The organism is Natronospirillum operosum, from assembly GCF_004768465.1.
Lineage (GTDB): Bacteria > Pseudomonadota > Gammaproteobacteria > Pseudomonadales > Natronospirillaceae > Natronospirillum > Natronospirillum operosum.
This window is the reverse complement of sequence record NZ_SRMF01000002.1, coordinates 145,482-163,332: the sequence shown is the minus strand read 5'-3', so window position 1 is coordinate 163,332 and position 17,851 is coordinate 145,482. Positions and strand designations below refer to the sequence as shown.

The following is a 17,851-nucleotide window of genomic DNA, read 5'->3' as shown; positions in this document are numbered from 1 at the left end:
GCAATTTTTTCTAGTCCGACTACATTAATAGGACAGTCAGTCGGGGTTTTTCCAGAATACCCCGGTGTTCTTCAAATCCGTAACGTCAGGGCAGGGTGTGCATGGGTACAGACGGCAGTCAGAATGCCACCACCAGAACACTGATGCTGGTTGATGATGACGCTGCCAACCGGAGGCGGTTGCGGGACTATTTTTCCGCTCGTGGCTATACGGTGGTGGAGGAAGATAACGGCAAGGTGGCTCTGAAGCGAATAGTCGCAGAACCCCCTGATGTGGTGATTGCTGCAGTGGATCTGCCAGGGGAGAACGGACTGACGGTCTGCAAGCTGAGCCGACAGCATTTTTTTGGTCCCTTTGTGCTGATGGCCGAGCGCTGCGATGAGCTTGATCAGGTCCTGGGTCTGGACATGGGCGCCGACGACTATGTGCTCAAGCATGTATCACCGCGGCTGCTGGCCGCACGCATGGCGGCCGTCTTCCGGCGTGTGGAAGCCTGGGACGAACAGGCCAGATGCCAGCATGAACGACTCGACTTCGGTGACCTGGTAATCGACAACACCATGCGTGAAGCCTGGCTGCATGACCAGCCGATCGAGCTGACCAGCGCCGAGTTCGATCTGCTGTGGCTGCTGGGCAGCCATGCCGGTCGTATACTGACCCGGGAAGAGATTTTCACCCGTCTGCGCGGTATCGAGTATGACGGCCAGGACCGTTCGGTGGATGTGCGCGTATCCCGAATCCGTCCCAAGGTCGGTGATGACCCCGACCATCCGCGCCGCATCAAGACAGTACGCTCCAAGGGCTATCTGTTTGTCGAGGACCCGTTCAGCGCCCCCTGACTGCTGATATGGGGCTCGCTATACAGTCGCCGACCAGACTCTGAACCCACCCTCGTGGCGCAGGCACTCCACCGCTCCGAGATGCTGCAGCAGCCAGTCCCGATAGGGCAGGTGGTCGTTGACCACCGCCAGCCAGCGGCCGCCCGGTTGCAGCAGGTGGCGGCTGCGGGCGATCAGGTCATGCGTGGTGTCGTACTGGACATCCAGGCCGGTATGAAAGGGTGGGTTGGTCACCAGGGTGGCGAAGGGGCCTTGCAGGTCGCCCAGACCATCCTGCCAGTGCAGGTCCCATTGCCAGCCATTGCGCCGGGCTGTTTCCCGACTGCTGAGAATGGCCAACCAGTGGTTGTCGACCGCCGTGATGGCCGCCTCCGGATGCAGGGCCTGCACGACCAGCGACAGCAGACCTGCCCCACAGCCAAAATCCAGCACCGGACCCTGCAGGTCAGCCAGCAGAGGCAACAGATACTGACTGCCCCGGTCGATGCGACCGTGACTGAATACCCCTGGCAGGCTGCAGAGCAGACGGTTTTCAGCTTCGGGTACGGAGACAGTCTGCCAGTAGGTATCCAGGCTGAACGAGTGGGCCTCGGTCGGTGGCTGGGCGCGCAGCAGGGCCGCATGACGCGCACTGCCGACCTTGCGCACGGTCCAGCCGCGCTGGGTCAGGAAACGGGGGGCAGAGCGAATGCCCGCCCGATTGTCACCGCTCAGCCAGAGCTCGCCGCTCGCCGGCAGCCAGGCGGCCAGCCAGGCCAGCAGCATGTCGGCCTCCGCCTTGGCCTTGGGCCAGGCCCAGATGACTCTTTCCGGGGGCTGTGCCGGCACCTGGGGAAAGGTCAGGGCCGGCAGCCCGAGTTGATCGTGCACGGCAGACGCTTCGGCTGCAAAATGGCAGTGCAGGGGGGCTGGCTCGGCCTGCCGCGCCTGTACAGCAGCGGCCACATCCGGTTCGCGGGTGTTCAGCAACAGGCTGGAAGAGCCAACGGGGAGCCAACGGTGCAACAGGTCGGCGGCGGAGGACAGACGGGAACTGTCAGGCATGGGCGCGGGGTCTCTTTGAACGGGCCAGGTGCGCATTGTAGGGAAGGGGTTGTCGGGTGTCTGCCCGGGGCGGACCAAAAAAAAGGGTACAGGCGGATGCCTGTACCCGAAGGTGCCGATGTACGCTGTAGAGAGGCACCCCAGTTTCGTGCTGCTGCATTACGAGGAATCCCTGAGTGCTGAATCACACTGGAGAAACATCCTGCTTGTCTCCTTACTCAGTGTAGATGAACGCAGCCGGCAACGCCCGTCATGAACGCAATTTAATCCAGAATCATTATCCATCTCCGGATTCTGTCGGTACGTTGTCCAGTTCGTCCAGCCAGCGATAGAGCGTACGCCGCCCGATGCCCAGAATCCCGGCGGCCTGCCGCTTGTTGCCGGCAACCCGGTCGAGCACCAGTTTGATATAGCGTCGCTGTACTGCTTCCAGAGTGGGCAGTTCTTCGCCGTCCAGCAACTGGGGACCCGCAGACTGACTCGGCAGGGCCTGGTGGGTATCGGTATTGTCTGCGTCGGTCAGGGCCAGGGCCTGCTCGCTCAGACGGGTGGGCAGATGATCGGGTTCAATCCAGCGGCTGTTGCAGAAGGCCACGGCCCGCTCAATGACATTCTGCAGTTCCCTGACATTGCCGGGGAAGTCATAACGTCGCAGCCGGGCCATGGCTTCCGGGCCAACCCCTTCAATGTCCTTGTCCTGGGCGGTGGCAAACTGCTGTACAAAGCGCTGTGCGAGCAGGTCGCAGTCTTCGCCCCGCTTGCGCAGTGGCGGTATTTTCAGGGTGAAGGTTTCCAGTCGATAGTAGAGATCTTCCCGAAACTCCCCCGCCTCCACACGCTGCTTCAGGTCACGGTGGGTGGCAGCAATAATGCGCACATCCACATGCTCTTCAGTGTCCTGGCCGACAGGCCGAATGGAACCATCCTGCAGCGCGCGCAGCAACTTGGCCTGCAGCGACAGCGGCATTTCAGCGATTTCATCCAGCAGCAGGGTGCCGCCATCCGCTTCCTGCAGCAGGCCCTTGCGCGCATTGCGGGCGCCGGTAAAGGCGCCGCTGGCATGGCCGAAGAATTCGCTTTCCAGCAATTCCTGCGGAATGCCGGCACAGTTCACAGCCAGGAAAGGGCCATCCGCCCGGTCGCTCTCAGCGTACAGTGCCTGCGCGACCAGTTCCTTGCCGGTACCGCTTTCGCCGTTGATCAGTACCGGACCATGTGCCCGGCCGATCACCCGGATCTGTTCGAACAGAGTTCGCATCTGTTCGCTCTGGCCGTACAGGCCATGAAAGCCCGGGTCTCTGGACAGGGCCCGGAAGCGGCTGAGTTCGTGCCGCAGTGTGCGGTGCTCCAGCACTCGGGCGACACTGAGCAGAAAATGGTCGAGGTCCAGCGGCTTGGTCAGGAAGTCGTCGGCTCCGGCCTGCAGTGCTTCCACTGCCTGGGGCACACTGCCGAAGGCAGTGATCACGATCACGCCAGGGCGCTGCTGGCCTTCACGCTCATCAGCGCTGCGCATGATCTCATGTACCAGGTCCATGCCATTGCCATCGGGCAGGCGCAGGTCGGTGATAACCAGCGCTGGCTGGTGCTGGGCCAGCCAGGCCCGTCCGGCTTCCAGGTGCGTAAAGGCCTTGACGGTCCAGCCCTCGGCTTCGAGCTCGTCGGTAATCAGGTGTGACAGGGCCGTATCGTCTTCGATCAACAGCAGCGGGCTGACAGCTGGGTGGGTCATGCGCTGGGCTCTCCCTGGGCATCTGCAGTCAGGAGCGGGAATGTAAGGCTGAAGCGGGCGCCGCCGAGGCCGGGGCTGCGGTCTATCTTTATGCTGCCCTGATGCTCGCGCAGGACCCGTTTCACGATGGCCAGACCCAGGCCGCTGCCTTCTCCCGGTGCCTTGGTGGTATAGAAGGGCTCGAACAACTGATCCGCCTGCTCCGGCGGTATGCCCGGTCCTGCGTCCTCTACAGTCACCGTGACCTGGTCAACTGATCCGTTGGCGCTCTCTTCCAGTTGCCAGCCGATGCGAATCTGTCCTGCCGGGTCAGCCTGCAGGGCATTGCGCAGCAGATTGACCAGAGCCTGTTCCAGGCTCAGGGAATCGCCTTTGATCTTGCACTCGGGCCCGCTGACCACGGTGACCCGATCATCTGATGTTTCGTCCCCGACCAGCGCACAGGCGCGCTGGGTCAGTGCGGCCAGACACAGAGGGCGTTGCTGGGCGCGCGAGCGGCGCCCGTAAGACAGCAACTGTTCGATGATGGACGTCATGCGGGCGGCCTGGGTGCGGATATCCTCCAGCTCCTGGTTGTCCTCGGGCTGATCCAGACGCCGCTGCAGGCGTCGGGCGCGCCCGTCCACAACACTCAGTGGCGCCCCCAGTTCATGCGCCACGCCGGCGGCCAACTGACCCAGCGCCGCCAGCGTTTCAGCCTGGCGCAGCTTCTCCGCCATTTGCGCGCGCTCCTCGCGCTGGCGTACAGCCCTCAGTTCTGCCAACTGGATGGCATCCAGCATGCCATTGAGACCTCCGGCAAGCTGGCGCACCTCCTTCGGCCCCTTGATGTCGGCCCGATGAGCCCGGTCGCCTTCCTGCACCTTCTGCATGCTGCTCAGCAATCGATCCAGCGGCTGGCCGATGCTGCGCTGGTGGGCCAGTGTAATGGTGCCCAGTATAAGCAGGGCCAGCAGCCCGAAGCCGGTCCAGGACCAGTTGCGCAACTGCAGCAACTGGTTGTCGATGTCACTGCGTCGTCGGGTGACCTGAAGAAAGCCGTTGGGTTGACCGGCGGTGCGGAACAGCGGCATGAAGTAGGAATAAACATTGCGCCCGTCAATACTCTCGTACTGCGCGAACTCGCCTTCCTCAGTCTGTCGCAGCGCCTCGTCGGCCTGGCGGCGAGTGGGATGCACGGACCCGAGGCTGATAATCTGTTCGCCCTCCGCATTGAACAGATAGGCACCATAGACTTCGCTGATGCCGAATACCGAGCGCAGGCTGTTCTCCGCCTGCTCCAGGTCGCCACGCTCCATGGCCTCGGATACCGGCAGGCTGATGGCCTGTGCCAGGATCTGGAGATTGCGCTGCAGGCGCTCCTCGGTGAAATGGGCTACCACATTCAACGTGATGGCCAGCACGCCACCCATCAGCAGCAGCACAGGCAGGGCGACCTGCACCAGCAATACCGAACGCAGACTGGACGGTTGGTGCGCCGATACGCGCCGAGTCGGATCATAGTGAGTGTATCGATATGACACAGGGAGACCTCGTTCAGGTGGCACATGAGTCAATGTGGCACATGTTTTTGAGGGTGTCAAACAGTGCTCAGGGTGCGGGTTTTTCCGGGAAAATAAATAAATTCGTTTATAAAACAATGAGTTATAGATTTTAATGTCAGACTGGCACGGCCAATGCAGTAGTCAGCGTGAATTCATGAAAAAGCGAAGAGGTGAAACATGACGCGTATTTCTGCATTGCTGGCCGCCCTGATGATGTCCCTGGGTATTGCGGCCTTTGCTGGCGCGCAAGAAGACACCATGACTGATATGCCAGGCGAGGCAGATATTTCCGATACGGATCTGGAACGTTTTGTCGACGTGCAGACCGATATTCAGGAAATCACGGCAGATTATTCTTCGCGCCTGGAAGGGGTCGATGATCCGGACGAAGCTGCTCAGTTGCAGCAGGAAGCCAGCCAGATGATGGTTGAAGCGGTAGAAGATACCGGTCTGGATGTTGCTACTTACAACAACATCGCTGTAGCGCTGGAAACGGATGAAGAGCTTCGTGAGCGTGTACAGAGCATGATGAACTGAAAATTTTGATCGGGAGGGCGGTCTTCGAGACTGCCCTTCGAATCAGAACAGTTTGAAATCGAGTTTGATTAACAATTTGTTGAGAAGGTCCACAGGACCTAAAAGGGGGAAACCATGAAAACGCTGATGAGCACACTGATGGCACTGTCCTTTGCGCTGGTACTGGTCGCTTGTGGCGATCCGGGTGAGTTCGAAGACCTGCCTGCAGACGAAGGCATGCAGCAGGATGACGGCATGGGTGGTGGTAACGACTGGTAAGCACCACCATGCGCAAGGCACTGACCGGCTGCTGCAGTCGGCAGTGTCTCAGCCAAGCTGAAGCAGTACCCTTTTTGAGCCCCGCATTGCGGGGCTTTTTGTTTGTCCCTCACTTTACAGACAGGTTACAGTAGCGGAGTATTATCCAGGCCAGCAAGTTCATGATCGCACTGGGGCGTGAAGGCGATGAAGTCAGTACTGTCAGTTCTCCTGCTATTGCTTGCGATACCGGGCCAGGCGCAGAATGTTCAGGCCACGCCAGCACATCTGATGGCCGAGTGCGGCATTGATGGCGCTGTCTATCGACATACCGAGCTGGGCTACCCGGCATCCCGCATTGACTGGGGCTTCATGAGCATTGATATAGCCTCCTTCGGCATGCCTGATGCCCGCTGTGGTGATTTCAGGGCGCGCGGTCTGTTTCTGATCGCTGAAACTCTGCCACAACTGGAGTACGAACTTCTGCGCGGCGGCGGACCCTATACCGACAGCGTACTGCAGCAACTGCGCTGTCCGGGAACAGGGCGTCAGGATCTGCTCGGCGCAGCGCGGGCGCGTTTTGCCGCCGAACTGGGGGACGTCACGGCCAACGGAAGACAGGAGATGACGCTCTGGTATCTGGCGTTGTTGTCCGGGGAGACTGATGCATGGCCCTGTGTTCAAGGATGAAAAAAGCTGACCCTGTGCGGCTGTTGATCGGCGGCCTGGGTTTGATCGCGTGCTGGCCCGGCGTCGTGCTGGCGCAGGCCACCGGCAGTGCGGTCGATTCTGAAGTCTGGCAGGCGGCAGCAGAGGCGAGCGCCCTGCACGAGCGGCCGCGCTGGCATCAACTGGTACATTATTCCCCCCGGCTTGCCGGTTCGGTCCGCAGTGACATCCATTCCCCTGAATTTTTTCTGCACCCCGATGGCGCAAACAGCTCGCAGGCGGAGCTGCAGGCCACCATCGAAGCCATGTTCGAACCGGTCAACGGTCTGGACGAGTCGCACGCGCAGTGTCGTTTCCCCGCGCGGTTGCTCTGGTTGCAGCAGGAGTTGCCGCAGGTAACTGGTCTGCCGACCCCCGAGTGCATTGGCTATGGCAACTGGCGCGGCGAGGGTGGCAGCGAGATTACCTCCATCAGCCTGATCTCCGCCGACGGCTATCTGCGCAATCCTTCGTCGCTTTACGGCCATGTGCTGCTCAAGCTGAACGAACGTGGCTACTCTCCCGACCCGGGCGGTAACAGGCAGAATCTGTTGGCCACCAGCGTCAATTTTGGTGTGGATCTGCCCTCAGGGGAGAGCCCGCTGATGTTTATCGGCCGAGGCATGCTGGGCGGGTATCAGGCGGTCTTCTCGCATGCCCGCTTTCATCAGAACTCGGTGCTTTATGGCGAGTACCAGCAGCGCGACCTGTGGGAATACCGACTGGATCTCGAGCCCGAGCAGGCGGCGCTGATTGTGGCGCACACCTGGGAGTTGCTGGGCAAGGAATTCACCTACTATTTTACCGGCTCCAACTGTGCCTATCGCACAGCGGCCGTGATCAATCTGGTGCTGCCGGAAGGACAGTCACTCGACAACCGGATCAAGCCCTGGACCATGCCGCACGATATATTCAATCACCTGGCGGGCACTCAACTGAACGGTCGCGACCTGGTCGAATCCGTGATCTATTACCCTTCGCGCGAGTCCGAACTGGCTGCGGACTGGGCCAACCTGAATCCGGCGCAGCGGACTCTGGCGCAGCGCTGGCTGGCTGAGCCGGACCTGACATTGATCAGTGAGGCGGCCCTGTCGGACGCCGACGAAGCGGCGCTGCTGGATGTGCTGCTGGCCTACAGTTCCATCCAGACCGAGTACCCACTGGCCTGGAACGGTGCACCCGGCCTGACCGAGCTGATGGCCCGACGTGCCGCCTTGCCCTCCCGAGCGGCGCCGGCGCAGCCGCTGTCGGTGCAGGTCAATGGTGAAGCGCGGGCGGTGCCGGGCGCGCCGGCGCCGGTGCACAGGGCCAACTATCCGACCCTGCTGGAAACTTCCGGGCTGTGGAATCAGGAACAGGGTCCTGGGGCCATGGCCCGTTTCCGTCTGTCCTATTATGACCTGCTGGCAAGGCCGGTTGCGCGTCCCGAATTTTCCGAACTGAGCATGCTGGACGTGAAGGTGACAGCGTTCGAGGACACAGTGCAGCTGCGCAGCCTTGATCTGGTCAGTGTCACTGCGCTCAATGTTCCCGCCACCGGGCTGCCCGGTACCCGTGCCTGGTCCGGGCGCCTGCGGGCGGGCTATGAACAGACCGGCCTGGCCTGTACCGACTGTGGGGCCTGGTTTGCGGAAGGCGGACCCGGCATGGCGCTGGGCCGCCCCGGCAACTGGGCCGCCTATGGGCTGCTGGAAGGGCGCCTGGACTCGGAAACGGACGGTGTGCTCTCGCTCACGCCGCGCACCGGTCTGATCAATCACTGGGGTATCGGTTTCAGTAGCGGGTTGTCGGCGGCCTATCGCTGGCCGGTCGCACAGGCAGCGGATTCGGGAGACTGGTTGCTGGATGCCGGTATGCGCGTCGGCAGCAGCCAGCGCTGGGATGTCAGGCTGCGTTGGCAGCACTGGGATACGCAGGAAGCGCGCCTCTCCCTCGGTACCTATTGGTAGCCGGTGAGAGGCTGGCTCAATGTGCCTTGCGGGCCCGCTTGAGCGCCTTGTTGACCGCCCGTGCATCCTTCCAGGCCTCATGGCGCACCTGCAGGCGTGCCAGCCAGCTGATCAGACGATGTGACTCCTGGCGACGGGTCAACAGTTTGGGTAGGGCCTTGGCCATGGCTGAATGATCTCCGGGTCTTTGAAACAGTGCCTCGATTATGCGGGCCTTTGTGCCAAGCGCAAGCCCTGATGACATTCGGTGTGTGCAGTCATGGCGTCAGGTCATCAATAGGCCTGCTTTACACCGGGCTCTTGAGGTATACAACAGGGACGCAGTACCATGGCGGCGTTGATGGCAGAGCCGTGTGCCGGACCATCTGCATTGGTCTTTACGGCAGGGACGATCATGCGTGTTCATTTGCGTGCGCTCGCGGCGCTGTTCGCGGGCATTACACTGTTGTTGCTGGGCAATGGCCTGCTGAATACGCTGGTGACCCTGGCCGGAGAGGCCCGGGGGTTCAGCACTACCCTGCTGGGGGTGCTGAGTTCCGGTTATTTCGTCGGTTTTCTGCTGGGTATCTTTCTGGTGGTGCCGGTCATACGCCGCGTTGGCCATATCCGCACCTTCGCCTTCATGTCGGCGCTGGCGGCAGTGGCTGCTCTGGCCCTGGCCCTCAGCGACAGCCCCTGGGTCTGGCTGGGGCTGCGGGTCCTGTACGGGATCACGCTGGTAGCTCTCTATGCGGTGATCGAAAGCTGGCTGAATGCTGCCGTACCTCCGGAGCGCCGGGGTATGGTTTTTGCGCTCTATACCATGGTCAGCCTGGGCGCCATTGCCGCTGCCCAGCAACTGCTGCGCCTTGATTCTCCCGCCACCTTCACCCTGTTCGTTCTGGGCGGCATCCTGCTTTGCCTGGCGCTGACACCCGTAACACTGACCCGCCTGCCACAGCCGGACACGCTCTCCATGCCGCGGCTGGACCTGCGGATCATCTGGAAGCTGGCGCCTCTGGCCCTGACCACTTCCCTGTTTTCCGGCCTGGTGCTGGGCGCCTTCTGGGGTCTGATGCCCCTCTATGGCAGCATGATGGGGTTGTCATCCGGGGGCATCGGTATGCTGATGAGTGCTGCCATACTGGGGGGTGCCATAGGTCAGTTGCCCATCGGCTACTATTCCGACCGCCATGACCGCCGGCGGGTACTGGCCTCGGTGATGGCCGTGGCCATAGTGGTATCGCTGTTCCTGACTGTGTTTGAAGACTCTGTATTCAGTTGGGGCCTGATTGCGGTATGGGGTGCCATGGTGTTCGCGCTGTACCCGATCGCTGTTGCCTATATGGTCGACCGGGTCGACACCGAACATATTGTCAGCGGATCCAGTGCTGCCCTGATGGCGTTTGGTATCGGTGCTGCCATAGGCCCGACCGTGGCCGGGGCGCTGATGGAGGCTCTGGGGCGTGATGCGCTGCCGGCCTATTTTGCCGCCTGCCTGCTGATCATGATGGTAATTCTGACCGCGTCTGTGCGTCGTCGCGCCGAGGAAGTGCCGGTGGACGATCTGGGTCATTTCTCACCCATGCTGCGCTCTACACCGCAGGCGCTGGAAATGATGCCGGATGCACCGGAACACAGCGAGGAACAGGTTCCGGTGGAGGCCGAAGACGACCTGCCACCGGAGCCAGAGACCACAGAAACGGGCGCGGAAACCCTCAGGCCTTGAAGGCCTGAATCAGCTTCTGCACGCTGTCCTTGGCATCACCGAACAGCATGCGCGCACTGTCCTTGTAGAACAGCGGGTTCTGTACTCCGGCATAGCCGGTCGCCATGCTGCGTTTCAGGATCACGCACTGCTTCGCCTTCCAGACTTCCAGCACCGGCATACCGGCGATGGGGCTGTTGGGTTTTTCCTGCGCATCCGGATTGACGATGTCGTTGGCCCCGATCACGATGACCACGTCCGTCTCCGGGAAGTCGTCATTGATCTCGTCCATCTCCAGCACTATGTCATAGGGCACATTGGCTTCCGCCAGCAGCACATTCATGTGTCCGGGCAGCCGTCCGGCTACCGGGTGAATGGCGAAGCGAACCTGTTTGCCGGTTTTGCGCAGCTCGTCGGTCAGTTCACTGACGGCGATCTGGGCATTGGCCACGGCCATGCCGTAACCCGGGACAATAACGATGCTCTGGGCTTCACTCAGCGCATCGGCCAGGTCTTCGGCCGTGGTGGCGACGGCGTCTCCATATTCGTCACTGCTGATGCCGCTGCTGGAGTCGGTACCGAAACCACCGGCAATCACGCTGATAAAGGAGCGGTTCATGCCCCGGCACATGATGTACGAGAGGATGGCACCACTGGAGCCCACCAGGGCACCCACCACAATCAGCAGGTCATTGTTCAACATGAACCCGGCCGCCGCCGCCGCCCAGCCCGAATAGCTGTTGAGCATGGACACGACCACTGGCATATCAGCACCGCCAATGGCGGCGATCAGGTGAATGCCAAGCAGGCAGGCAATAATCGTCATGATGAAGATCAGCGTGGCATTGCCCGGGCTGGGGTCGCTGCCGGCCACCACGAACAGCAGAATCACACTGACCACGATGGCGGCCAGGTTCATCCAGTGGCGGAAGGGCAGCGTCAGTGGGTTGCCGGACAGTATCCCGTGCAACTTGCCGCAGGCGACCCAGGAGCCGGTCATGGTGATGGCCCCGATAAAGATACCCAGATAGATCTCGGTATTGAGAATGACTCGATCAGCCCCGGTGTAATCGTACGCCGGGTCGAGGTAGGTGCCCCAACCGATCAGCACGGCCGCCAGACCCACAAAGCTGTGCAGCAGAGCAATCAACTGCGGCATCGCCGTCATCTGTACCCGGTGGGCCAGCGACAGGCCGATCACAGCTCCTACGGCCATCGCAATACCTATCATCAGATAGTTTTGCACCGTAGCACTGAGAAGGGTGGCACCGACGGCAACCGCCATGCCGGTGATGCCGTACCAGTTGCCCCGACGGGCGGTTTCCTGCGAACTGAGGCCCCCGAGGGCCAGAATGAACATAACGGCGGCGAACAGATACGCCATGGCAATGGTGCCGGTCATACGAGATCTCCCTTAATTCTTGTCATTATTTCCGGAACATATGCAGCATGCGATGGGTCACATAGAAGCCGCCAAATATATTGATGCTGGTCACGAACACCGCCACCATGGCCATGACCGTGATCAGGGTGCTGTCCGGTGTCGCCACCAGCAACAGGGCACCCAGTATCACAATGGAACTGATGGCGTTGGTGACACTCATCAGTGGCGTATGCAGGGAGTGTTTGACGTTCCAGATCAACTGCCAGCCGACAAAGATCGACAGTATGAAGATGAAGAAGTGGTGCACGAAGTCTGCCGGTGCCACCGAACCCAGCAGTAGCAGCAGAGTGCCGGCCACAGCCCAGTAGCCGATCAGCGCCTTGCCGCTGAACAGGTTTTTCGGTTTTGCCTTCACCGACGGTGCTTCCGGCGCAGACTCGCGGGCCGCAGGTTTTTCGGCAGCCTGTGCTGGTGGCGGAGACGGTTCGGCAGACTTGGGCGGTGGCCAGGTGACCTTGCCCTGGTGCACAACGGTGGCTCCGCGCTGCACCTCATCGTCCATGTTGATGACCAGTTCGCCGTCCTTGTCCGGCGTCAGCTCAGCGACCAGATGTACCAGGTTGGTGGCATAGAGCTGCGATGACTGGGTGGCCAGCCGGCTGGGCAGATTAGTGTAGCCGATAATGCTGACGCCGTGTTTGGTTACCACCTTGTCAGCCTGGGCCAGCTCACAGTTGCCGCCATTGGCAGCTGCAAGGTCGACAATCACGCTGCCCTGCTGCATGGATTTGACCATGTCTTCCAGAATCAGCTTGGGCGCCGGCTTGCCGGGAATCAGGGCCGTGGTGATGATGATGTCGACCTCGGCGGCCTGCTCGCGGAACAGCGCCATTTCCGCCTCGATGAACGCCTTGCTCATCTCCTTCGCATAACCACCGGTACCACTGCCATCTTCCTCGTAGTCGAGCTCGAGAAATTCGGCGCCCATGCTTTTGACCTGATCCTTCACCTCAGGCCGGGTATCGAAGGCACGTACGATGGCACCCATTGACTTGGCCGCACCGATGGCGGACAGCCCGGCCACACCAGCGCCGATGACCAGTACCTTGGCCGGCGGCACCTTGCCTGCCGCAGTAATCTGGCCGGTAAAGAAGCGGCCGAACAGATTGGAGGCTTCGACTACAGCCCGATAGCCGGCAATGTTGGCCATGGAGCTGAGGGCGTCCATTTTCTGGGCGCGGGAAATGCGCGGCACGGCGTCAATGGCCAGGGCATTGATCTTCTTTTTGGCGAACTGCTTGAGCAGTGGCTCGTTGAGTGCCGGCTGCAGAAAACTGATAAAGGTGGTGTCCTTGCGCAGCAGATCGAGTTCGTTCTTGTCGTCCAGATCGGACCGTTTTTCCGGCCCGTTGACCTTGAGCAGGATGTCGGCCTGGGGGTACAGTCTGGCGGCGCTGACCACCTCGGCGCCGGCTTCCTTGTAGGCATCATTGCTGTAATTCGCCTGACTGCCGGCGCGTGACTCCACGATAACCCGGTAGCCGAGTTTGATCAGCTTGCCCACCGAGTCCGGGGTGGCGGCGACACGCTTCTCCAGCTTGTGGGTTTCCCTGGGTATGGCAACGGTCAATGGCATGCAGACATTCCTTCTGAAAGACGGGCGGGAATTGTTGGTTTTCTAACCGACTTTATAGGGCGCGGGGCAACAGAAGTCAAAGGCGCGCACTCGTGGCTGCGCGCTTTGATATCAGGTGTCAGCGGCGTTTGGGCAGCAGTACTGTGCGGCTGTAGGAAAGTTGTTCCTGCAGGGTCTGATGTTGCGGCGACCAGAAACTCCACAGATAGCCCAGCCCGAACAGCAGTATGGCCGGGAAGCCGGAGAAGAAACGCAGCAATACCTGTCGGTGGCCGAGGATATGGCCGTCCAGTGTCTCTGCCCGCAGACGCCAGGCTTTCATGCCGATGGTCTGCCCACCCTTGCGCCAGCTCAGCCAGGTATAGCCCAGCAGCAACGCCAGCAAGTAGATACGAAACAGAGGGTCCCCGACGTCTGGCGCTTCGGCACCTGTGGTCCAGTAGAGCAGGCCGAGGTAGGGAAAGGTGGCAATCATCAGGCCGCCGCCTACAACCAGGCTGTCATAGGCCAGCGCCGCGAGACGCCGGGGCAGGAGGCGCGCTGGTGAGGGCTGTTCTGGGGCATCGTGGCGGTGTCTGGATTGGGTGGTCATAAGCTGGCGGGCTCCGGGCAACGCGGCAGATGATGCCGCAATCGCCGCGCGGGTGCAATTGACACCGGCAGCCCGGGTGTGGCGGGGAATTGTGCAGAGGCGTGCTTGATGTATACTCGGGAGCGTCCTTGTGTCGGGAGGTTGTCCTCTCAAAGGTGTAGTTGATGACTCCTACAATAGAAAAAAAAGAGACGCCATCCATTCCGGCGGATGCCGACTTTGGCGCCATGGAAACGAATGCCAGAGAAGCCGCCAACCTGCTGAAGGCGCTGGGCCACGAGTGTCGTTTGATGATTCTCTGCAGCCTGGTGGAAGGCGAGAAAACCGTCAGTGAGCTGAATGCCCGGGTACCGCTCAGCCAGTCTGCGCTGTCGCAGCACCTGGCCAAGCTGCGGCACCAGAATCTGGTCGCTATCCGCAAGGATGCCCAGATGGTGTACTACCGCCTGCAGTCGGACAAGGTGGAACCGGTTATCGCCACGCTGTATGAACTTTATTGCAAGTGATGTGCGCCATTGAGCGGAGCGTGTGGACCTGTTGCCAGCCCCTCGCCAATCTGAAAGTCGATACTGCAGCACTTCCTGTGACTTGCGTCGGTTTTTTGAATTTTGCACCTGTCGAATGTTTGACAAGGCGCTCGGGGCCTCCTAATGTGTAGTTGTCTAAAAATTATGCATAACATTTCTATCCAACCGATTGCAGTACGGAGGACAGTCTGATGCCCCAAGCGACAGCTGCGACCGCGTCGCACCTGGACATGGACGACCTGCCAATGATGCCTCAGAAGCGGCGCCTGTCAGCAAATGCCTGGCAGATGGTATGGACACTGCAGATGATGAACCCGCTTCGTTCACCTGAGACTCTGGAGCGTTTCGTTCAACAGTTCGACGACGAGCGGCGCACCTTTGGTGCCAAGCCGAGAACCAGTACGCGGCTGTGCCTGTCAGTGACAGCACAGAGCATGGACGACAACGAGATGGCCGTCGAGGCGTTCTCGGTGATCAGAGCCATGGAAGAGCAGTACGGGCCGGTCGCTCAGATCGAGAATAGAGCAGCGGAGCAATGGCCGCTGTATGCTGTGGCACCCAAAATAAGCCGCTGACGCCGGGCTCTGATCAGGTTCTGTTCTGCCGGTGTCGGGTTGCACGCGTGGCCGGATGATCCAGTGGATTTTCCGGCCACGGGTGTTTTGGGTAACGCCCGCGCATTTCCCGCGCTACCTGCTGATAGCTGTTGGCCCAGAATGAAGCCAGATCATCGGTAATCGCCAGCGGGCGGTTGGCCGGTGACATCAGTTGTACCGTCACTGGCAGTCGGCCATCGGCCGCTGTTATTTTCTCTGCACCGAAAAACTCCTGCAATTTCCCCTCCACGCTGAGCCGGCCTGCTGCGTCGACATGAAGTCGAGCCTTGCGCCCGCTGGGCAACTCCAGTTCCTGCGGCAGCAACCGAGACAGCTGGCGTACTCTGTCGAAACCCATATAGTTCTCCAAGCCCTGACGCCAGGGCAACTGCGTGGAAGACTGGTTCAGGTGGAGCAGGGGGCCAAGCCATTCCGGCAGGCAATGACTCAGCGTATCGTCATCCAGTGGCGGCAATGTCAACAGGCTGTGTGCCTGGGCCAGGCGGGCGCGCGCCAGCAGGTCGCTGGCGTCAGTTGGCAGCACCCAGGTGGCAGGATTCTCGGCCTGCAATTGGGCCAGCATGGCCTGTTGAAAGGCGGTTGCGCCGAGACGTTCATGGTCGGTACGCACCACCCGATCACCCAGTCGCCATTCGATGGTCCATTGCCAGTGTCCACGCCTGTGGCTCAGGCTTTTCTCCGGCTGTGCCAGGGCTTCGATATCCGCTGTGGACAGGCTCAGCGGCAGGGCGACGCCGGCATGCCCCCGGCCCTGTCGATACAGGCTGATGATCAGTGCCCATTCACTCTGTGGGTCCCTTGTGCCGCCATCCACGCTGATGCCGGTGGCCAGGTGATAGCGCCCCGATGCCTGCCGGTGCCCGATCCGATCCGGCCAGGCTTTGGCCGCCACCAGCGCCAGTTCGGCCAGAGCCTGGTCGTCGACAGCGGCGGAGGTGTCAGCGCGACAAGTCAGCACCGATTGCCAGCGCCTGGCCTGGGCCTGCCAGTAGCGGTCCTGCTGCCAGAGCTGCGCGGCCTGACTGAACAGCGAATCGGTGGCGGTATCAGTGGCAACATCAAAGTGCAGCCAGAGTGCCAGTTGCAACGCCACGGGTGGCCAGGCAGTGCCAAAATGATCGCGGCAATGCTGCAGCAGGGCTGCGATGCGTGGGTGCGTGCCCAGAGCAGACACCTGGCGTCCGCGCTCGGTAATGCGGTACGCCGGGTCCAGATGGCCCCATTGCAGCAGGGTGCTTCTGGCGCGCTGCAAGCCGGCTTCCGAGGGCCGGTCGGGCCAGGCCAGCTCACTTGTCGGGCTGCCCCAGTGGGCCAGTTGCAGGGCCAGTGGCAACAGATCTGTCTGGCGAATTTCCGGCGGGTCCGCCGGCGCCAGTTGCTGTTCCTGTGACCACAGACGCAGGCATTCACCGGCCTGCACGCGGCCCGCCCGCCCCTGACGCTGTGCCGCTGCCGCCTGGCTGATATGGCGCGTTTCCAGCCGGGACACGCCGGTACCCTGATCAAAACGGAGCTGGCGTACCAGGCCACTGTCGATGACGACCGTGACATCCGGCACCGTGATGGCGCTCTCAGCAATATTGGTAGCCAGAATCACCCTGGCGCCACTGGTCGGGTCCAGCGCCGCCTGTTGCTCTCTGTGTTCCACCCGGCTGTGCAGGCGCACACAGTGGCGTTGCGGTCGGTGTCGGCGCAGTGCCTGTTCGGTCTGTTCGATGTCCCGCCAACCCGGCAGGAATACAAGTACTGTTGCCTCCGTCGGCACCTGACCCAGAGCCCGTACCACCTGCGCCGGCAAGGACTCGCGCGGCGGTGCCGGCTGGTAACGGGTCTGTACCGGGTGTTGACGCCCCGGCGCGGTCAGTCGCTGCGGGATCAGATTGCTCAGGCGCGCATCCGGGGTGGCTGTCATCAGAATCAGCTGCAGGTCGTCCCGCAACTGGGCCAGTTCATGCAGCCAGACCCAGGCCAGATCCTGATTGACGGCGCGCTCATGAACCTCATCCAGAATCACCGTGCTGACGCCGCTCAGTTCCGGATCGCTCAGCAGTCGTTGCAGCAGAATGCCGGGTGTCATGACATGCAACCGGGTAACTGATCCCAGCCGGCGCTCGAAAGGTACCTGATAGCCGATGCTTTGGCCCACCTCGGTCTGCGTCAGCGCGGCCAGACGGTGCGCCAGATTGCGGGTGGGCAGGATGCGCGGCTGCACCAGCCAGATCTGTCCTGCGTCCGGGGCCGTCTGTTCCAGCAGCCAGAGCGGAACCAGCGTTGATTTGCCGGCCCCGGGCTCGGTTTCCACCAGCAGAGGAGTGCCCGGCTGCAGGGCCGCCTCGAATTCAGCGCGGTGAGCATGCAGCGGCAGATCCGGCAGCGCCTCGAACGGGGTCATGGCAGGGACCTGTTCCGCTTCAGAGGGCAGGGCCGTAGGGCAGAAAACGGTTGTCGGAATGCGACCGTATCCAGCGGGTCAGCTCGGGGTCAGGCCGGCCGAGTTGCTGGCGATAGCGCCGAAAGGCATGAATAACAACCGACTGCTCGCCTGCAGCACAGCCGGCAAGGTGCTGCTCGGCCAGGGTGCACAGCCGCATCAGGCCTACCAGTTGGTCGGTCGACAGGCTGTCCAGCAGCGCCGCCCAGCGTTCTTCCGGGAGGTCGATCCAGCGTTGCAGGCTGGCCTGGTCCAGGTCATCCAGCTGTTTCAGGTCGTCGGGCTGTTGCCAGTCCCGCTGCAGCCAGGTTCGGACCCGGCTCGGGTCGGGCTTGAGTTGATCCTGCTCGGGTTCCCAGGTGCCGGTTGCGGGCATGCTGCCTCCTC

17 protein-coding genes are annotated in these 17,851 nt (G+C 61.5%); 8 read left to right on the top strand and 9 right to left on the bottom strand.

The annotated features are described in order from the left end of the window. Positions 1–101: 101 nt before the first annotated feature. Positions 102–839, top strand: coding sequence for a winged helix-turn-helix domain-containing protein (locus tag E4656_RS07215; RefSeq protein WP_240753925.1), 738 nt, complete (start codon positions 102–104; stop codon positions 837–839). 18 nt (positions 840–857) lie between these two features. Here the strand turns inward: E4656_RS07215 and E4656_RS07210 are convergent, their stop codons facing one another. The 3 genes from E4656_RS07210 to E4656_RS07200 form a co-directional block, all read right to left on the bottom strand. Continuing rightward, a complete protein-coding gene (locus tag E4656_RS07210; RefSeq protein ID WP_167855971.1) occupies positions 858–1,883 on the bottom strand; it encodes a class I SAM-dependent methyltransferase in 1,026 nt (341 codons plus the stop codon). A gap of 277 nt (positions 1,884–2,160) precedes the next feature. Further along, positions 2,161–3,615, bottom strand: a complete 1,455-nt coding sequence (locus E4656_RS07205; RefSeq protein WP_135482525.1) for a sigma-54-dependent transcriptional regulator — start codon at positions 3,613–3,615, stop codon at positions 2,161–2,163. Further along, positions 3,612–5,138 carry a sensor histidine kinase gene (locus E4656_RS07200; protein WP_205849140.1) on the bottom strand — a complete coding sequence of 509 codons (1,527 nt, stop codon included), beginning with the start codon at positions 5,136–5,138 and terminating at the stop codon, positions 3,612–3,614. The genes E4656_RS07205 and E4656_RS07200 overlap by 4 nt, the downstream gene beginning before the upstream one ends. 198 nt (positions 5,139–5,336) lie before the next feature. Here E4656_RS07200 and E4656_RS07195 point away from each other — a divergent pair, with 198 nt between their 5' ends. The 4 genes from E4656_RS07195 to E4656_RS07185 all read left to right on the top strand — a co-directional run bounded on the left by E4656_RS07195 (position 5,337) and on the right by E4656_RS07185 (position 8,590). Continuing rightward, complete coding sequence (locus tag E4656_RS07195) at positions 5,337–5,696, top strand: DUF4168 domain-containing protein (RefSeq protein ID WP_135482524.1); 360 nt, start codon at positions 5,337–5,339, stop codon at positions 5,694–5,696. 114 nt (positions 5,697–5,810) lie between these two features. Beyond that, positions 5,811–5,954 (top strand): hypothetical protein, encoded by a 144-nt coding sequence (locus E4656_RS20210; protein WP_167855970.1) that lies wholly within the window; start codon positions 5,811–5,813, stop codon positions 5,952–5,954. A gap of 186 nt (positions 5,955–6,140) precedes the next feature. Next, positions 6,141–6,623: a hypothetical protein gene (locus E4656_RS07190; RefSeq protein WP_135482523.1), complete on the top strand. Its 483-nt coding sequence runs from the start codon at positions 6,141–6,143 to the stop codon at positions 6,621–6,623. Beyond that, positions 6,620–8,590 carry an Lnb N-terminal periplasmic domain-containing protein gene (locus E4656_RS07185; protein ID WP_167855969.1) on the top strand — a complete coding sequence of 657 codons (1,971 nt, stop codon included), beginning with the start codon at positions 6,620–6,622 and terminating at the stop codon, positions 8,588–8,590. Before E4656_RS07190 ends, E4656_RS07185 begins: the two co-directional genes overlap by 4 nt. 16 nt (positions 8,591–8,606) lie before the next feature. Here the strand turns inward: E4656_RS07185 and E4656_RS20205 are convergent, their stop codons facing one another. Further along, on the bottom strand, positions 8,607–8,756 hold the full coding sequence (locus tag E4656_RS20205) for a hypothetical protein (protein WP_167855968.1): 150 nt from the start codon (positions 8,754–8,756) through the stop codon (positions 8,607–8,609). A gap of 228 nt (positions 8,757–8,984) precedes the next feature. Between E4656_RS20205 and E4656_RS07180 the strand changes: the two genes are divergently transcribed. Continuing rightward, positions 8,985–10,298: an MFS transporter gene (locus E4656_RS07180; protein ID WP_135482519.1), complete on the top strand. Its 1,314-nt coding sequence runs from the start codon at positions 8,985–8,987 to the stop codon at positions 10,296–10,298. On the opposite strand, the gene pntB is transcribed toward E4656_RS07180, so the two are convergent. The 3 genes from pntB to E4656_RS07165 form a co-directional block, all read right to left on the bottom strand. Beyond that, positions 10,288–11,679 carry a Re/Si-specific NAD(P)(+) transhydrogenase subunit beta gene (pntB, locus tag E4656_RS07175; RefSeq protein WP_135482518.1) on the bottom strand — a complete coding sequence of 464 codons (1,392 nt, stop codon included), beginning with the start codon at positions 11,677–11,679 and terminating at the stop codon, positions 10,288–10,290. The genes E4656_RS07180 and pntB overlap by 11 nt on opposite strands. A gap of 25 nt (positions 11,680–11,704) precedes the next feature. Further along, a complete protein-coding gene (locus tag E4656_RS07170) occupies positions 11,705–13,291 on the bottom strand; it encodes a Re/Si-specific NAD(P)(+) transhydrogenase subunit alpha (RefSeq protein ID WP_135482866.1) in 1,587 nt (528 codons plus the stop codon). A 124-nt stretch (positions 13,292–13,415) separates the two neighbouring features. After that, entirely contained in the window at positions 13,416–13,889 is a 474-nt protein-coding gene (locus tag E4656_RS07165; protein ID WP_135482517.1) for an RDD family protein, read from the bottom strand. Positions 13,890–14,053: 164 nt separating this feature from the next. Here E4656_RS07165 and E4656_RS07160 point away from each other — a divergent pair, with 164 nt between their 5' ends. Both E4656_RS07160 and E4656_RS07155 read left to right on the top strand, forming a co-directional pair. Beyond that, on the top strand, positions 14,054–14,395 hold the full coding sequence (locus E4656_RS07160) for an ArsR/SmtB family transcription factor (RefSeq protein WP_135482516.1): 342 nt from the start codon (positions 14,054–14,056) through the stop codon (positions 14,393–14,395). Between the two features lie 212 nt (positions 14,396–14,607). Then, a complete protein-coding gene (locus tag E4656_RS07155; protein ID WP_135482515.1) occupies positions 14,608–14,991 on the top strand; it encodes a hypothetical protein in 384 nt (127 codons plus the stop codon). Positions 14,992–15,004: 13 nt separating this feature from the next. Here E4656_RS07155 and hrpB read toward each other — a convergent pair whose 3' ends face one another. Both hrpB and E4656_RS07145 read right to left on the bottom strand, forming a co-directional pair. Continuing rightward, complete coding sequence (hrpB, locus tag E4656_RS07150) at positions 15,005–17,425, bottom strand: ATP-dependent helicase HrpB (RefSeq protein WP_135482514.1); 2,421 nt, start codon at positions 17,423–17,425, stop codon at positions 15,005–15,007. Positions 17,426–17,444: 19 nt separating this feature from the next. Beyond that, positions 17,445–17,840, bottom strand: coding sequence for a hypothetical protein (locus E4656_RS07145; protein WP_135482513.1), 396 nt, complete (start codon positions 17,838–17,840; stop codon positions 17,445–17,447). Between the last annotated feature and the right edge of the window lie 11 nt (positions 17,841–17,851).

What these genes read in the sequence shown, in the direction of transcription:
- E4656_RS07195 (WP_135482524.1), top strand. Translation starts at nt 5,337, where the DNA reads ATGACGCGTATTTCTGCATTGCTGGCCGCCCTGATGATGTCCCTGGGT.
- pntB (WP_135482518.1), bottom strand. Translation starts at nt 11,679, where the DNA reads ATGACCGGCACCATTGCCATGGCGTATCTGTTCGCCGCCGTTATGTTC.
- E4656_RS07160 (WP_135482516.1), top strand. Translation starts at nt 14,054, where the DNA reads ATGACTCCTACAATAGAAAAAAAAGAGACGCCATCCATTCCGGCGGAT.
- E4656_RS07210 (WP_167855971.1), bottom strand. Translation starts at nt 1,883, where the DNA reads ATGCCTGACAGTTCCCGTCTGTCCTCCGCCGCCGACCTGTTGCACCGT.
- E4656_RS07185 (WP_167855969.1), top strand. Translation starts at nt 6,620, where the DNA reads ATGAAAAAAGCTGACCCTGTGCGGCTGTTGATCGGCGGCCTGGGTTTG.
- E4656_RS20210 (WP_167855970.1), top strand. Translation starts at nt 5,811, where the DNA reads ATGAAAACGCTGATGAGCACACTGATGGCACTGTCCTTTGCGCTGGTA.
- E4656_RS07180 (WP_135482519.1), top strand. Translation starts at nt 8,985, where the DNA reads ATGCGTGTTCATTTGCGTGCGCTCGCGGCGCTGTTCGCGGGCATTACA.
- E4656_RS20205 (WP_167855968.1), bottom strand. Translation starts at nt 8,756, where the DNA reads ATGGCCAAGGCCCTACCCAAACTGTTGACCCGTCGCCAGGAGTCACAT.
- E4656_RS07155 (WP_135482515.1), top strand. Translation starts at nt 14,608, where the DNA reads ATGCCCCAAGCGACAGCTGCGACCGCGTCGCACCTGGACATGGACGAC.
- hrpB (WP_135482514.1), bottom strand. Translation starts at nt 17,425, where the DNA reads ATGACCCCGTTCGAGGCGCTGCCGGATCTGCCGCTGCATGCTCACCGC.
- E4656_RS07190 (WP_135482523.1), top strand. Translation starts at nt 6,141, where the DNA reads ATGAAGTCAGTACTGTCAGTTCTCCTGCTATTGCTTGCGATACCGGGC.
- E4656_RS07205 (WP_135482525.1), bottom strand. Translation starts at nt 3,615, where the DNA reads ATGACCCACCCAGCTGTCAGCCCGCTGCTGTTGATCGAAGACGATACG.
- E4656_RS07145 (WP_135482513.1), bottom strand. Translation starts at nt 17,840, where the DNA reads ATGCCCGCAACCGGCACCTGGGAACCCGAGCAGGATCAACTCAAGCCC.
- E4656_RS07165 (WP_135482517.1), bottom strand. Translation starts at nt 13,889, where the DNA reads ATGACCACCCAATCCAGACACCGCCACGATGCCCCAGAACAGCCCTCA.
- E4656_RS07215 (WP_240753925.1), top strand. Translation starts at nt 102, where the DNA reads ATGGGTACAGACGGCAGTCAGAATGCCACCACCAGAACACTGATGCTG.